General features: G+C 71.5%; 13 protein-coding genes. All 13 read left to right on the forward strand.

Features of this window, described 5'->3' with window-relative positions:
- Positions 1–256: 256 nt before the first annotated feature.
- On the forward strand, positions 257–1,462 hold the full coding sequence (locus ACN27A_RS23880; RefSeq protein ID WP_421456908.1) for an LPXTG cell wall anchor domain-containing protein: 1,206 nt from the start codon (positions 257–259) through the stop codon (positions 1,460–1,462).
- Positions 1,463–1,683: 221 nt separating this feature from the next.
- Positions 1,684–2,937 (forward strand): cell wall anchor protein, encoded by a 1,254-nt coding sequence (locus ACN27A_RS23885; RefSeq protein WP_421456909.1) that lies wholly within the window; start codon positions 1,684–1,686, stop codon positions 2,935–2,937.
- Between the two features lie 113 nt (positions 2,938–3,050).
- Positions 3,051–3,761, forward strand: a complete 711-nt coding sequence (locus ACN27A_RS23890; RefSeq protein WP_151454888.1) for a demethylmenaquinone methyltransferase — start codon at positions 3,051–3,053, stop codon at positions 3,759–3,761.
- A gap of 65 nt (positions 3,762–3,826) precedes the next feature.
- The gene (locus tag ACN27A_RS23895; protein WP_421456910.1) at positions 3,827–4,057 is read left to right on the forward strand and encodes a hypothetical protein; all 231 of its coding nucleotides are present in this window, start codon (positions 3,827–3,829) and stop codon (positions 4,055–4,057) included.
- Positions 4,058–4,205: 148 nt separating this feature from the next.
- Entirely contained in the window at positions 4,206–5,483 is a 1,278-nt protein-coding gene (locus ACN27A_RS23900; protein ID WP_421456911.1) for a geranylgeranyl reductase family protein, read from the forward strand.
- Positions 5,484–5,676: 193 nt separating this feature from the next.
- Positions 5,677–6,042 (forward strand): NADH-quinone oxidoreductase subunit A, encoded by a 366-nt coding sequence (locus tag ACN27A_RS23905; RefSeq protein WP_111134310.1) that lies wholly within the window; start codon positions 5,677–5,679, stop codon positions 6,040–6,042.
- A 14-nt stretch (positions 6,043–6,056) separates the two neighbouring features.
- Entirely contained in the window at positions 6,057–6,734 is a 678-nt protein-coding gene (locus ACN27A_RS23910) for a NuoB/complex I 20 kDa subunit family protein (protein ID WP_132232122.1), read from the forward strand.
- The gene (locus tag ACN27A_RS23915) at positions 6,731–7,468 is read left to right on the forward strand and encodes an NADH-quinone oxidoreductase subunit C (RefSeq protein WP_421456912.1); all 738 of its coding nucleotides are present in this window, start codon (positions 6,731–6,733) and stop codon (positions 7,466–7,468) included. The genes ACN27A_RS23910 and ACN27A_RS23915 overlap by 4 nt, the downstream gene beginning before the upstream one ends.
- 109 nt (positions 7,469–7,577) lie before the next feature.
- Positions 7,578–8,903 carry an NADH-quinone oxidoreductase subunit D gene (locus ACN27A_RS23920; protein ID WP_421456913.1) on the forward strand — a complete coding sequence of 442 codons (1,326 nt, stop codon included), beginning with the start codon at positions 7,578–7,580 and terminating at the stop codon, positions 8,901–8,903.
- On the forward strand, positions 8,900–10,057 hold the full coding sequence (gene nuoE / locus ACN27A_RS23925; RefSeq protein WP_421456914.1) for an NADH-quinone oxidoreductase subunit NuoE: 1,158 nt from the start codon (positions 8,900–8,902) through the stop codon (positions 10,055–10,057). The genes ACN27A_RS23920 and nuoE overlap by 4 nt, the downstream gene beginning before the upstream one ends.
- A complete protein-coding gene (nuoF, locus tag ACN27A_RS23930) occupies positions 10,054–11,370 on the forward strand; it encodes an NADH-quinone oxidoreductase subunit NuoF (RefSeq protein WP_132232114.1) in 1,317 nt (438 codons plus the stop codon). Before nuoE ends, nuoF begins: the two co-directional genes overlap by 4 nt.
- Positions 11,370–13,883 (forward strand): NADH-quinone oxidoreductase subunit G, encoded by a 2,514-nt coding sequence (locus ACN27A_RS23935; RefSeq protein WP_421456915.1) that lies wholly within the window; start codon positions 11,370–11,372, stop codon positions 13,881–13,883. The genes nuoF and ACN27A_RS23935 overlap by 1 nt, the downstream gene beginning before the upstream one ends.
- Positions 13,880–15,235 (forward strand): NADH-quinone oxidoreductase subunit NuoH, encoded by a 1,356-nt coding sequence (gene nuoH, locus ACN27A_RS23940; protein WP_421456916.1) that lies wholly within the window; start codon positions 13,880–13,882, stop codon positions 15,233–15,235. Before ACN27A_RS23935 ends, nuoH begins: the two co-directional genes overlap by 4 nt.

The following is a 15,235-nucleotide window of genomic DNA, read 5'->3' on the forward strand; positions in this document are numbered from 1 at the left end:
ACGGAAAGTGACCGTAAATGCCTCGCTCGGCTGGCCGATCGGGTGAATTCCCGTGGGCCGTTGATCTCGATTAGATTGCCGTTCGGAGTCGGTTTCGGGGTGGCCGGGGCAGCAAGACATATCAATCCGGGCATTCCTTAAGTGATTCTTAGCCCGGCTGTTCAACGCGCCCGTCCTGCGGGGTGGCGGGCGTGATCGCTTACCGCTAACGTCCCCGGCCGTACCTTTCCTTCACCCCAACGGGGGGAACTCTTCCATGATCTTCCGTAACCGTTCGCTGGCGCGTATCGGCGCCGGCGCGCTGCTCGCCTCCGGCGCGTTGACCGCCCTCGGTAGCCCGGCTCACGCCTCGGGCACGGAGACGGACCTCGCGATCGAGGTGGCTGGCACGCGGGTCGCCGCCAACGCGCAGGGCAAGTTCGCCTACGCCAAGGTGACCAACACCGGCAAGAACACCCCGAGCGAACTGTCGGTGCGGGTGGACGTGTCCAAGGTCGACTTCGACAAGGTCGCCGCCGTGCCGGCCGTCGAGGACGGCTGCGACATCGAGCTCGCCGGGGAGAAGCCGACCGCGTTCATCTGCCACGCGACGGAGAAGGGCCTGCCGGGCCCGGGTGAGACCACCGACCTGCCGATCGTCCTGTTCAGGTTCGAGGCCGAGGGCACCTACAAGGCCCCGCTCTCCTTCAAGCTCGTCTCGAAGGACGACACCAACGCGGCGAACAACACCAAGACCGCCACGCTGGACTTCTCCGACGCCAGCGGGCCGGACCTCTCGGTCGTCGCCGAGGACGTCAAGCAGGCCGTGAAGATCGTCGACGGCAACCCGGTCTACTCCGGCGACCTGCACGCGGGCGGCCGCTCGGCGCTGACCTACTTCATCACCAACCAGGGTGACAAGGCCGCCGCCGGTCTCAAGATCAGCGTCAAGCTGCCCAAGGGCGTCACCCCGACCGAGGTGGAGCCGGGCTGCGAGTACGCGGCCGACAAGTCCACCTTCACCTGCACCTACGCCAACTTCGGCCTGATCCCGCAGGACGAGGACACCAACCCCGAGGACAAGCTCTACTCGGCCTACGGCTTCTACCACGTGTTCGACGTGGCGGCGGACGTGAAGCCGGGTGCCCTCAAGGGCGGTCTGGTCAGCGTCGAACCGGTCGGGTCCGCGCCCAGCCGGATGCGGGCGGCCGCGGTCACCCTGCCGGAGAACGTCACCGGCCTGCGGGCGACCGACGTGGACGCCACCGACAACTCCGACGCGTACGCCGTGATCGTCGCGGCCAAGGGCGGCGCGGGCGGCGGCGGTGACGACGACGGCGGCCTGCCGGTCACCGGTGCGCAGACCACGCTGATCGGCGGCATCGGCGGCGCGGTGCTGATCGCGGGCGCGGCCATGTTCATGGTGGCGCGGCGGCGCCGGGTCGTCCTGGTGACCCCGGGCGACGAGAAGCCGACGGCCTGACGGTCGTCCTCCATCGACCCGCGAGGGTCGTTCACATAACGCACGGCAGCGGGGGCGGGATGGGTGACCATCCCGCCCCCACTGTGCGTCGGACCCTCCGTCCGTCCGGATCGGCCGGACGGATGAAACACGATCTCCCTGCTGGCGCGCCGCTTCGACCTTCGATAGCGTCCGCCCGGGTTCCGCAACCATCCGTTTCTTCCCTAACCCCCGGGGGACCGATGACCCTGTTCCATCGCTCGGCCCTGGCCCGCGCCGGTGCCGTGGCACTCCTCGCGGCGGGTGGCCTGACCACCGTCGCCGTTCCCGCCCAAGCCGCCGACGGGCCGGACCTCGCCGTGATCCCGATCAGCACCCAGCTCGCGAAGGGTGTCGACGCGGCCCGGAGCAAGCCGTTCAAGTTCACCGTCACCAACGCCGGCACGACCACGGCGGAGGACGTTTCGTACCGGGTGAACACCCGGGATCTCAAGAAGAAGCGCGTCGGATTCCTGGTGCCCGAGGGCTGCCGCGCCATCGACAGTTACCTCTACCAGTGCTCCCTCGGCGACCTGCCCGCCGGCACCAGCAAGGACTTCGGCGTCCCGCTGTTCAGCACGGGCGGCCGGGGCGACGGCGGCACGCTGACCGTCGGCGTCGCCACCACGACGCCCGAGAGTGACCTCGGTGACGAGGTCGTCGAGGTGCCGGTCACCGTGACGAAGCCCGGCTACGACCTCACCGCCTGGGCGCAGGACGTCCAGGCGGGCGTCGTGGTCAACGGCGCGGTGGCCGACGAGCCGGACCTCAGGCCGGTGCGCCGGGGCGAGACCGTCCCGCTGGACTGGGCGGTCTACAACGACGGCAGCCGGCCCGCGACCGGCGTCTTCTACGGCATCACCCTCCCGGCGGGTGTGAGCTTCGTGACGGTGCCGCAGGGCTGCGTCACGCAGGTGTTCCTCGGCAAGGAGCAGGCGTTCTGCGAGGACGCCGGCGCGACCATCCGCCGGGGGCAGTACTACACCGCCGACGTGACGGTGAAGGTCGGCGACGACGTGACCGAGCCGGTGCTGCGGGAGGGCGACCTCTTCGCGTACGGGCTGGACGTCGCCGAGGGCGAGCCGGAGGAGGAGCCGAAGGTCGCCGGCCAGGCGCAGCGGAAGGCCTTCTCCGAGGCCGACATGGGCGACAACCACACGATCTTCGAGGCCTTCGTCGACCTGTCGGCGCAGCCGACCCCGACCCCGACGCCGACCGGTGAGCCGACGCCCACCCCGACGGCGACCCCGACGGGCGTACCCACGGCGGGCCCGACCACCACCCCCGGTGGTGGCGGTGGTGGCGGCGACGGCGGGCTGCCGGTGACCGGCGTGCAGGCCGGGCTGATCGGCGGCATCGGCGCGGCCGTGCTGCTGGCCGGCGGCGCGCTGCTGCTGCTCTCCCGGCGGCGCAGGGTCGTCCTGGTGGCGCCCGGCGACGAGAAGTCGACCGACTGACGTACGACGACACGGGGGCGGGGTGGGCGACCATCCCGCCCCGTGGCGTGTCCGGGTGGTGGTGCGGCCGACCCACCGGCCGCCCGCGCGGGCCGGACTGGCAGAGTGGAGGGGTGAGCCGTACCCCGCAGGGCCAGCGCGCCAACCTGGACAAGCAGCCGCACGAGGTCGCCGCGATGTTCGACGGCGTGGCGGCTCGCTACGACCTGACCAACACCGTCCTCTCCTTCGGGCAGGACCGGTTCTGGCGCCGGGCCACCCGGGCCGCGCTCGACCTGCGGCCGGGTGAGCGGGTGCTCGACGTGGGCGCCGGCACCGGCGTGTCCACCGAGGAACTGGCCCAGTCGGGCGCGTACGCGGTGGGCGCCGACCTGTCCCTCGGCATGCTGCGCGTCGGCAAGCGCACCCGTCCCCAGGTGCCGCTGCTGGCCGGTGACGCGTTGAAGCTGCCCTTCGCCGACGCCAGCTTCGACGCGGTGACCATCTCGTTCGCGCTGCGCAACGTGAACGACACCGACGCCGCCCTGCGGGAGCTGGCCCGGGTCACCAGGCCGGGCGGCCGGCTGGTGGTGTGCGAGTTCAGCACCCCGGTGAACCCGGCGTTCCGCACGGTCTACCTGTCGTACCTGATGCGTTCGCTGCCGAGCGTGGCCCGCACCGTCTCCAGCAACCCCGACGCGTACGTCTACCTGGCGGAGTCGATCCGGGCGTGGCCCGACCAGCCGGCCCTGGCCGCGCGGATCGGCGCGGCGGGCTGGGGCAGGGTGGCCTGGCGCAACCTGACGGGCGGGATCGCGGCGTTGCACCGCGCGGTCCGCGTCTAGGCCGATTCGGCACCCTTTCCGCAAATATCCGTTTCTGCTCCACTTTGTTCCGTAAGCTCGCCCCCATGACGGGACGACACCGGGCGGTCGGCGCGGAGGCCACCGACGACGACGCGACCGAACTCATCGCCCAGCTCAAGGAGCTGGCCGGCGCGGATCCCGCCGACGTCCGTCAGGTCGTGGCCGAGGTGCTGGCCGCCCTGGACCGCGCCGCCGGCGGCGCGCTGCGCGAGCACCTGCCGGAGACGATCCGGCACGACGCCGGCCTGGATCCGGCCACCTCCGCCCGCCACTGAGACCCGCCCCGGCGCCCCGCCTCCGACCTCGGCCGACGTGTCCCCGGCAAGTTAGGTACCCCTGGTCCGGCGTGGTCATGACGTCGGTCATAGACTCCCACCGTCTGGCTTGTGAAGCATTTCACGAGCATGCGGGAGGAGGCGCGGGATGGCCGCGGTGGAACATGACGCCGACGTGATCGTCGTGGGCGCCGGTCCCGGTGGGTCGGCTACCGCATACCACCTGGCTCGGCACGGCGTACGGGTGCTGCTGCTGGAGAAGACCGAGTTCCCCCGGGAGAAGGTCTGCGGCGACGGGCTGACCCCGCGCGCGGTGCGGCAGCTCATCCGGATGGGCGTGGACACCTCGCCCGAGGCGGGCTGGCTGCACAACCGGGGCCTGCGGGTCATCGGTGGCGGCGTCCGGCTGGAGCTGGACTGGCCCGACCTGGCGAGCTTCCCCAACTACGGCCTGGTGCGCACCCGGCTCGACTTCGACGACCTGCTCGCCCGGCGCGCCGTCGAGGCCGGCGCCGAGCTGCGCACCGGCGTGAACGTCACCGGCCCGGTGCTGGGCCCGGACGGCCGGGTCACCGGCGTCGAGGCGGAGGTCGGCCCGGGCAAGGAGCCCGCCACCTTCCACGCGCCGCTGGTCGTCGCGGCCGACGGGGTCTCCGGCCGCTTCCCGCTCGCCCTCGGGCTGGCCAAGCGCGAGGACCGGCCGATCGGCGTCGCCGTCCGGCGCTACTACCGCTCGCCCGCCAAGCACGACGACAACTACCTGGAGTCCTGGCTCGAACTTCGCAGCAAGGACAGCGGCGACAACCTGCTGCCCGGGTACGGCTGGATCTTCGGGCTGGGCGACGGCCGGGTCAACGTCGGCCTCGGGGTGCTCAACTCCTCGTCGGCGTTCGGCAAGACCAACTACCGCCGGCTGCTCACCGACTGGCTGGCCAACACGCCCGCCGACTGGGGCATGACCGACGAGGCGAACGCGGAGGGGCCGATCCTCGGCGCCGCGCTCCCCATGGGCTTCAACCGGGTGCCGCACTACACCCGGGGCGTGATGCTGGTCGGTGACTCCGGCGGCATGGTCAACCCGTTCAACGGCGAGGGCATCGCGTACGCGATGGAGTCCGGCGAGCTGGCCGCGGAGGTCGCCGTGCAGGCGCTCGCGCGCCCGGCCGGCGCGGACCGGGAGCGTGCGCTGTCGGCGTACTCGACGGAGCTGAAGCTCCGCTTCGGCGGCTACTACCGGCTCGGCGGCATCTTCGTGAAGCTCATCGGCCGCCCCGAGATCATGCGGATGGCCACGAAGCACGGGATGCCGCACCCGATGCTGATGCGCTTCGTGCTCAAGCTGCTGGCCAACCTGACCGACCCCCGCGACGGGGACGCGATGGACCGCGTCATCAACACGATGACGAGAGTGGCGCCCGCCGTGTAGCCCGAGGAACGAGCCTGCGAGCGCCCGCGGTCGCGAACGAAGGCAGCCCCGTGTGACGGCCCCGTCCACGGTCTGCGATGACCGCAGGTGCGGACAGGAGAGATCGACCCCCGCCGACGACCGTCGCGAGGGACGTGAATAGTGTGATTTTTGACAAGGACCAGGGGCAGGGAAGGACGAGCAGGAGAAAACGATGTCGCTCTCGCCTTATGCACCGATCATCGGGCTGTTCGCCCTCGCCGCGGGGTTCGCGCTGTTCTCCGTGGCCGCTGCCCGCTTCGCCGGTCCCCGGCGCTACAACAAGGCCAAGCTCGAGGCGTACGAGTGCGGCATCGAGCCCAGTCCGCAGCCGGTCGGCGGCGGCCGGTTCCCGATCAAGTTCTACCTGACGGCGATGCTCTTCATCGTCTTCGACATCGAGATCATCTTCCTCTACCCCTGGGCGGTCTCGTTCGACGCCCTGCCGATCTTCGGCTTCGTGGAGATGGTCCTGTTCATCGTCGCTGTCTTCGTCGCCTACGCCTACGTCTGGCGGCGTGGCGGCCTGGACTGGGACTGAGGGAGGAACCTCAGATGGGTATCGAGGAGAAGCTTCCCGCCGGTGTCCTGCTCACCTCGGTGGAGAAGCTGGTCAACTGGTCGCGGAAGACGTCGGTCTGGGGGGCCACCTTCGGTCTGGCCTGCTGCGCGATCGAGATGATGGCCGCCGGTGGTCCGCACTACGACATGGGCCGCTGGGGCATGGAGGTCTTCCGGGCCTCGCCCCGGCAGGCCGACCTGATGATCGTGGCCGGTCGGGTGAGCCAGAAGATGGCCCCGGTGCTGCGCCAGATCTACGACCAGATGGCGGAGCCCCGCTGGGTCATCTCGATGGGCGTCTGCGCCAGCAGCGGCGGCATGTTCAACAACTACGCCATCGTGCAGGGCGTCGACCACATCGTCCCGGTCGACATGTACCTGCCCGGTTGCCCGCCCCGGCCCGAGATGCTCATCGACGCGGTCCTCAAGCTGCGCGAGAAGATCGGGCACGAGCCGCTCGGCCCGAACGGCCGCAAGATGCTCGAGGCGCGCAAGGCCCGCGGCGACGTCCCGGTCGTCCCCTACGGCTCGATGCCGTCGTCGTACCGCAGCGACAAGGCCCGGCGGGCCGAGTGGACCAAGGCGGTCCGTGAGGGTCGCGAGGAGCAGCTGCGGATCGAGAACTGGATGAAGGCCCAGAACCACCTGCAGCACGGGGGTGTCCAGAAGTGACCGCGCCTCAGGACAGGCAAGACGACGGCGGCGTGCCGGTTCCGGTCACGCCGGCCGGCGCCAGCACCACCGCACCCGCCGAGTACCCCCCGGCCAGCCCGGCCGGCCGGGGCATGTTCGGCAACCAGGGCTCCGGCGACGTGTCCGGCTTCGGCGGCCTCGTCCGCCAGCGCCGGACCATCGAGGACGCGCCCCGGCCGTACGGGGGCTACTTCGACGAGGTCCGCGACGCGCTGGAGGAGGCGTACGCGGACTTCGCCGACGCCGTCGAGAAGGTCGTGGTCGACCGGGGCGAGCTGACCCTGCACATCCGCCCGGAGCGGATCGCCGAGGTCTGCCAGGTGATGCGCGACGACATGGCGCTCCGCTTCGAGCTCTGCTCCTCGGTCTCCGGGGTCGACTACCTCGGCGCCGACGCCCGCCGCCTGCACGTCGTCTACCAGCTCACCTCGATGACCTACCGCCGCACGGTGCGGCTGGAGGCAGCGGTCTCCGCCGAGGACCCGCACCTGCCGAGCGTCACGTCGGTCTACCCGACGGCGGACTGGCAGGAGCGCGAGGCGTACGACATGTTCGGCATCGTCTTCGACGGTCACCCCAACCTGACCCGGATCCTGATGCCGGACGACTGGGAGGGGCACCCGCAGCGCAAGGACTACCCGCTCGGCGGCGTACCCGTCGAGTACAAGGGCGCTGAGATCCCGCCGCCGGACCGAAGGAGGTCCTACCAGTGAGCGCGAGGAGTGAGCTTGCGAGCCCCAGCCGCCCGCGCGAGGAGCGAGCGCAGCGAGCCCCGCAGTCGCGGGCAGAGGTTCGCGCAGTCGTGAACGGAGGGCCGGCACTGTGAGCACGTCGAACTACGCCACCGAGCGCGACACCACCGAGGGGAAGGTCTTCACCGTCACCGGTGGCGACTGGGACAGCGTCGTCTCGGGGGCCGACCCGATCAACGACGAGCGCATCGTCGTCAACATGGGTCCGCAGCACCCGTCGACGCACGGCGTGCTCCGGCTGATCCTTGAGCTGGAGGGCGAGACGGTCCGCGAGGCCCGCTCGGTCGTCGGCTACCTGCACACCGGCATCGAGAAGAACCTCGAATACCGCAACTGGGTCCAGGGCAGCACCTTCGTGACCCGGATGGACTACCTCGCCCCGATCTTCAACGAGACCGGGTACGCGCTGGCGGTGGAGAAGCTGCTCGGGATCACCGACCAGATCACCGAGCGGGCGAACACCATCCGGGTCCTGATGATGGAGCTGAACCGGATCTCGTCGCACCTGGTCTGGGTGGCCACCACCGCCATGGAGCTGGGCGCGATCAACATGATGCTCTACGGCTTCCGCGAGCGTGAGTACGTCCTGGAGATCTTCGAGATCATCACCGGCCTGCGGATGAACCACGCGTACGTCCGTCCGGGCGGCGTGGCCCAGGACGTGCCGGACGAGGCGATCGTCAAGATCCGCGAGTTCCTCAAGCTGATGCCGAAGCGGCTCAAGGAGTACGAGAACCTCCTCTCCGGGCAGCCCATCTGGCTCGAGCGGACCAAGAACGTCGCGGTGCTCGACGTGACGGGCTGCCTCGCGCTCGGCGTGACCGGCCCCGTGCTGCGTTCTGCCGGCCTCGCCTGGGACCTGCGCAAGACCATGCCGTACTGCGGCTACGAGACGTACGAGTTCGACGTGCCGACGCACACCGACGGCGACGTGTGGGGCCGCTACCTGGTCCGGCTCGCCGAGATCCGGGAGTCGCTCAAGCTCGTCGAGCAGGCGTTGGACCGGCTCAAGCCGGGCCCGGTGATGGTGGCCGACAAGAAGATCGCCTGGCCGGCGCAGCTCGCCATCGGCGTCGACGGCATGGGCAACTCGCTGGAGCACGTCGCGAAGATCATGGGTCAGTCGATGGAGTCGCTGATCCACCACTTCAAGCTCGTCACCGAGGGCTTCCGGGTGCCGCCGGGCCAGGTCTACGTCGGCATCGAGTCGCCCCGCGGCGAGCTGGGCGTGCACGCCGTCTCCGACGGTGGCACCCGGCCCTACCGGGTGCACTACCGGGAGCCGAGCTTCGTCAACCTCCAGGCGCTCCCGGCGATGGCCGAGGGCGGCCTGATCGCCGACGTGATCGCCGGTGGCGCCTCGCTGGACCCTGTGATGGGTGGTTGTGACCGATGAGTGTTTTCACTGACGAGACCAGGGAGCGGGCGCGGGAGATCATCGCCCGCTATCCGGCCGACCGGTCCCGGTCGGCGCTGCTGCCGCTGCTGCACCTGGTGCAGTCCGAGGAGGGCTACGTCTCCCCGGCCGGTGTGGCGTTCTGCGCCGAGGTGCTGGGCCTCAACAAGGCCCAGGTGGGGGCGGTCGCCACCTTCTACACCATGTACAAGCGCCGGCCGACCGGCGACTACCTGGTGAGCGTCTGCACCAACACGATGTGCAACGTGCTCGGCGGCCAGGAGGTCTACGACACCCTCGCCGAGCACCTCGGCGTGGGGCACGACGAGACCACCGCCGACGGGAAGATCACCCTGGAGCACGCCGAGTGCCTGGCGGCGTGCGACTACGGCCCGGTGATGACCGTCAACTACGACTTCTTCGACGGGGTGGACCCGCAGACCGCGCGCGGCGTCGTCGACGAGCTGCGCGCCGGTGGCCGGCCGATGCCGACCCGGGGCGCCCGGCTCTGCACCCTCAAGGAGATGGCGGTGCAGCTCGCCGGCTTCGCCGACGAGCGGGAGGGCGCGGTCGCCGACGGCGGGCCGGGGGAGCCCACCCTGCGGGGGCTGCGGCTGGCGCAGGAGCACGGCATCTCGGTGCCGGGCTTCGACCCGAACACCCCGATCCGCAGCAAGGCCGAGGCCGACAAGGCCGCCGCCGAGGCGAAGGCCAGGAGCGAGGCCGCGAAGCCGGCTCCCGAGCCGGCCAAGGCCGCGCCGGCCCCGAGCGGCAACGGCGCCCGGCCCGCCACGGGCAACGCGGGCACCGGCGAGCCGGCCCCCGCCGCCGAGGCGGCCGGCAGCACCACCCGTGACGTCAAGGCGCCGGACGCCAAGTCGCCCGAGGTGCGTACCGCCGAGACCCGGCAGCCCGACGCGGCGACCGCCGTGCCGGACGCCCCGGGCACCAAGGTTCCGGTGGACGGCGCCCCGCCGGCTCCCCGCGACGCGCGGGAGGCGGAGGCCGCCGGGGCGGCGGCCAACGCGCCGGCCGGCGACGGCAAGCCCGCCGGCGACGAGGCCGGCGCGCAGCAGCGCAACCTCAAGGAAGCCGAGGCGGGCGCCGGTGGCGCGGGCTCCGCCGTCGCGAGCGAGACGGGGGTCCAGAAGTGACCACTCCCCGGCCGGAGACCCTGGCCAAGCTGACGCCGGTACTCACCAAGCGCTGGCTCTCGCCGGACGCCTGGCGCATCGGCACCTACGAGAAGCTCGACGGCTACGCGGCCCTGCGCAAGGCGCTCAAGGCGCACCCGGACGACCTGATCCAGCTGATCAAGGACTCCGGCCTGCGCGGTCGCGGCGGCGCCGGCTTCCCGACCGGTCTCAAGTGGGGGTTCATCCCGCAGGGCGACGGCAAGCCGCACTACCTCGTCGTCAACGCCGACGAGGGGGAGCCGGGCACCTGCAAGGACCTCCCGCTGATGACGCACGACCCGCACGCCCTCGTCGAGGGCGTGATCATCGCGTCGTACGCGATCCGGGCCAGCCGCGCCTACATCTACATCCGGGGCGAGGCGGTGCACGCCGCGCGCCGGCTGCGCAACGCCGTGCGGGAGGCCACCGCCAAGGGCTACCTGGGCCGGAACATCCTCGGCTCCGGGTACGACCTGGAGCTGGTGGTGCACTCGGGCGCCGGGGCGTACATCTGCGGCGAGGAGACCGCGCTGCTGGACTCGCTGGAGGGCTTCCGGGGCCAGCCCCGGCTGCGCCCGCCGTTCCCGGCGACCCACGGCCTGTACGCGAGCCCGACGGTGGTCAACAACGTCGGCACCATCGCCAGCGTCCCCTACATCGTGCTGGGCGGCGCCGACTGGTGGAAGACCATGGGCACGGAGAAGTCGTCCGGCCCGATGATCTACTCGCTCTCCGGCCGGATCGCCAACCCCGGCCAGTTCGAGTGCGGCATGGGCGTCACCCTGCGGGAGCTGATCGAGCTGGCCGGCGGCATGCAGCCCGGTCACAACCTGAGGTTCTGGACGCCGGGTGGCTCGTCGACGCCGCTGCTCACCGCCGAGCACCTGGACGTGCCGCTGGACTTCGAGGGGGTGGCGGCGGCCGGCTCGATCCTCGGCACCACGGCCACCCAGATCTTCTCCGACCAGGACTGCCCGGTCTACGCGACCTACCGGTGGCTGGAGTTCTACCACCACGAGTCGTGCGGCAAGTGCACCCCGTGCCGCGAGGGCAACTACTGGATGGTCCGGGTCTACCGGCGGATCCTCGCCGGTCAGGGCACCCACGAGGACCTGGACACCCTGCTGGACACCTGCGACAACATCCTCGGCCGCTCGTTCTGCGGCCTGGGTGACGGCGCGACCAGCTCGGTGACCTCGTCGCTGAAGTACTTCAAGCAGGACTACCTCGACTACATCGAGGGGCGCACGGCGCCGAAGCTGTCCGACAAGCAGTTGGTGGGAGCCCACTAATGACTGACGTCGTCAAGGCCCCGGAAACCGTCACGCTCACCATCGACGGCGTCGAGGTCACCGCCCCGAAGGGGGCACTGCTGATCCGGGTCGCCGAGCAGCTGGGCACCGAGATCCCCCGGTTCTGCGACCACCCGCTGCTGGCCCCGGCCGGCGCGTGCCGGCAGTGCCTGGTCGAGGTGGAGGGGCAGCGCAAGCCCGTCGCCTCCTGCACCCAGACCGTCGCCGACGGCATGGTCGTACGCACCCAGCTCACCTCCCCGGTCGCCAAGAAGGCGCAGGAGGGGGTCATGGAGCTGCTGCTGCTGAACCACCCGCTCGACTGCCCGATGTGCGACAAGGGCGGCGAGTGCCCGCTGCAGAACCAGGCGATGTCCACCGGGCGCGCCGACTCGCGGTTCCACGAGCACAAGCGGGAGTACCCGAAGCCGCTGCCGATCAGCACGCAGGTGCTGCTCGACCGCGAGCGCTGCGTGCTCTGCCAGCGCTGCACCCGGTTCTCCGAGGAGATCGCCGGCGACAAGTTCATCGACCTGATGGGCCGGTCGTCCGCCGAGGAGATCAACATCTACCGGGACGAGGACTACGGCGTCGAGACGGGCGCGGGCTGCCCCGGCTCGGCCGCCGACGAATCCGGGGACGTGCCGTTCAACTCGTACTTCTCCGGGAACACGGTGCAGATCTGCCCGGTCGGCGCGCTGACCGGCACCCAGTACCGGTTCCGGGCCCGGCCGTTCGACCTGGTCTCCTCCCCGAGCGTCTGCGAGCACTGCTCGGCCGGGTGCGCCCAGCGCACCGACTGGCGGCGGGGCAAGGTGCTGCGCCGGCTGGCCGGCGACGACCCGGCGGTGAACGAGGAGTGGAACTGCGACAAGGGGCGGTGGGGCTTCCAGTACACCCGCGCCTTCGACCGGCTCACCACCCCGCTGGTCCGCGACCCGCAGACCGGCGAGCTGCGTGAGGCGGCGTGGAGCGAGGCGTTGGCCGTCGCCGCCGAGGGGCTGCGCGCGGCGCGGGACGGCGGGCGGGGCACGGCGGTGCTCACCGGCGGTCGGCTGACCGTCGAGGACGCCTACGCGTACGCGAAGTTCGCCCGGGTCGCGCTGAACACCAACGACGTCGACTTCCGGGCCCGGCCGGTCTCCCGCGAGGAGACGGACTTCCTGGCCAGCTCGGTCGCCGGGGTCACCGACGTCACGTACGCCGACGTCGAGAAGGCGCCGGCCGTGGTGCTGGTCGGGCTGGAGCCGGAGGAGGAGTGCCCGATCCTCTTCCTGCGGCTGCGCAAGGCGTACCTGAAGAAGAAGCTGACGGTCTACGCGATCGCGCCGTTCGCCACCCGCGGCCTGGAGAAGCTCGGGGCCAAGCTGGCCCGGGTGGTGCCGGGCGAGGAGGCGACCGTGCTCGCCGAGCACGCGACGGTGGCCGAGGCGCTCAGCGCCGAGGGCGCGATCCTGATCGTCGGCGAGCGGCTGGCCAGCGTGCCGGGCGGCCTCTCCGCGGCGGCCGACGTGGCCCGGCGTACCGGCGCGAAGCTGGCCTGGGTGCCGCGGCGCGCGGGTGACCGCGGCGCGGTCGACGCGGGCTGCCTGCCCAACCTGCTTCCCGGTGGCCGCCTGGTCAACGAGCCGGCCGCCCGGGCCGAGCTGGGTGAGGCGTGGGACATCCCCGCCGGGGTGATCCCGAGCCAGGCCGGCCGGGACACCGACGCGATCCTCGCCGCCGCCGTCGGCGGTCAGCTCGGCGCGCTGGTGGTGGCCGGGGTCGACCCGGCCGACCTGGCCGACCCGCGGCTGGCCGAGAAGGCCCTGGACGAGGTGCCGTTCCTGGTCAGCCTGGAGCTGCGGATGAGCGCGGTGGCCCGGCGGGCCGACGTGGTCTTCCCCGTCGCCCCGGTGGTCGAGAAGGCCGGCAGCTTCCTGGACTGGGAGGGCCGGCTGCGCACCTTCGAGGCGGTGCTGCGCACCGCCGCGATGACCGACGGCCGCGTGCTGGACGCGCTCGCCGCGCAGCTCGACGTGCAGCTCGGCACCGGTGACGTGCTCAGCGTCCGCCGCGAGCTGGGCGCGCTGCCGCGGACCCGGACCGACCGTCCCGCCGCCCCGTCGGTGGAGCCGGCCGCGGTGCGGGAGCCGGGCGCCGGTGAGGCGGTGCTCGCCACCTGGCACCAGCTGATCGACCTGGGCAGCCTCACCGACGGCGACGAGCACCTCGCCGGCACCGCCCGCCCGCCGGTGGTCCGGTTGGGCAAGGGCACCGCGGAGGCGCTCGGCGTCGCCGACGGCGACCCGGTGACGGTGGGCACCGACCGGGGGGCGCTGACCCTGCCGGCGGCGATCACCGAGATGCCGGACGGCGTCGTCTGGCTGCCGACCAACTCGCCCGGCTCGACCGTGCGACGCAGCCTCGGCGCGACGTCCGGAGCGCTCGTGCGGATCTCCGCCGCCGCGGTCGCCGCCGACGCGGCGGACCGCCCGGGCCCGCTCCTCAACGCAGGGGGTGTACAGCAGTGAACGCGGTCTACCTGGCCCAGGATCCGACGCTGGCCGACTTCGGCCGGGATCCCTGGTGGCTGGTTATCGGCAAGATCGTCTTCGCGTTCGTCGTCGCCGTGCTGGCCACGCTGCTCGGCGTCTGGTTCGAGCGCCGGGTCGTGGGCCGCATGGCCGTGCGGCCCGGCCCCAACCAGGCCGGCCCGTTCGGTCTGCTGCAGACCCTCGCCGACGGCCTGAAGCTCGCCTTCAAGGAGGACCTCCTCCCGCGGACCGCCGACAAGGTCGTCTTCTTCTTCGCCCCGGTGATCTCGGTGGTCTGCGCGATCACCGCGCTGTCGGTGATCCCGTTCGGGCCGATGGTCAGCATCTTCGGGCACCGGACGCCGCTGCAGGTCACCGACGTGCCGGTGGCGGTGCTGGTGGTGCTGGCCCTCTCCTCGCTGGCCGTGTACGGCATCGTGCTCGGCGGCTGGGCCAGCGGCTCCACGTACCCCCTGCTCGGCGGCCTGCGCTCCGCCGCCCAGCTGGTCTCGTACGAGGTCACGATGGGCCTGAGCGTCGTCGCGGTCTTCATGACCGCCGGCACCATGTCGACCAGCGGGATCGTCGCCGCCCAGGGTGACGGCACCCGGCTGAGCATCGGGGGCTTCGAGGTTCCGGCACCCGGCTGGTACGCGCTCCTGCTGCTCCCCAGCTTCATCATGTTCTTCATCGCCATCGTCGGTGAGACGAACCGGGCGCCGTTCGACCTGCCCGAGGCGGAGTCGGAGCTGGTGGCGGGCTTCCAGACGGAGTACAGCTCGCTGAAGTTCGCGCTCTTCATGCTCAGCGAGTACGTCGCGATGGTGACCATGTCGGCCTTCACCGTGACGCTCTTCCTCGGCGGCTGGCACGCGCCGTGGCCGATCACCAGCATCTGGGCGGGCGCCAACGCCGGCTGGTGGCCGATGCTGTGGTTCTTCGGCAAGGTCGTCATGCTGGTGTTCGTCTTCGTCTGGCTGCGGGGCACCCTGCCCCGGCTGCGCTACGACCAGTTCATGCGCTTCGGCTGGAAGGTCCTGCTCCCGATCAACCTGGTCTGGATCCTGGTCCTGGCCGGCCTGCGCTCGATCGAGGACTGGGACTCGCGCAGCAAGCTGATCGCCGTCGGCATCCCCGCAGGCATCCTGCTGCTCGCCACGCTGCTCTGGCCGAGCCGGAAGCAGCAGCCGAAGCCGACGGTCCAGGAGCAGGTCAACGACCGGCCGCACGGCAGCTTCCCGCTGCCCCCGATGGACCTGCAGGTACCACCGAGCCCGCGCACGAGGCGCGTGGTCGCCGAGCGGGAGCCGGCCAACATCGCCGCCGGCCCGGACTCCAGGGAGGTGTGA

It is taken from the genome of Micromonospora sp. WMMD737 (assembly GCF_049179055.1).
Classification (GTDB): Bacteria; Actinomycetota; Actinomycetes; order Mycobacteriales; family Micromonosporaceae; genus Micromonospora; species Micromonospora reichwaldensis.

Bases quoted from the DNA above. Each gene is read 5' to 3' on its own strand.
- ACN27A_RS23880 (WP_421456908.1), top strand. From the start codon at position 257: ATGATCTTCCGTAACCGTTCGCTGGCGCGTATCGGCGCCGGCGCGCTG.
- nuoE (WP_421456914.1), top strand. From the start codon at position 8,900: ATGAGTGTTTTCACTGACGAGACCAGGGAGCGGGCGCGGGAGATCATC.
- ACN27A_RS23885 (WP_421456909.1), top strand. From the start codon at position 1,684: ATGACCCTGTTCCATCGCTCGGCCCTGGCCCGCGCCGGTGCCGTGGCA.
- ACN27A_RS23935 (WP_421456915.1), top strand. From the start codon at position 11,370: ATGACTGACGTCGTCAAGGCCCCGGAAACCGTCACGCTCACCATCGAC.
- ACN27A_RS23905 (WP_111134310.1), top strand. From the start codon at position 5,677: ATGTCGCTCTCGCCTTATGCACCGATCATCGGGCTGTTCGCCCTCGCC.
- ACN27A_RS23895 (WP_421456910.1), top strand. From the start codon at position 3,827: ATGACGGGACGACACCGGGCGGTCGGCGCGGAGGCCACCGACGACGAC.
- ACN27A_RS23900 (WP_421456911.1), top strand. From the start codon at position 4,206: ATGGCCGCGGTGGAACATGACGCCGACGTGATCGTCGTGGGCGCCGGT.
- ACN27A_RS23910 (WP_132232122.1), top strand. From the start codon at position 6,057: ATGGGTATCGAGGAGAAGCTTCCCGCCGGTGTCCTGCTCACCTCGGTG.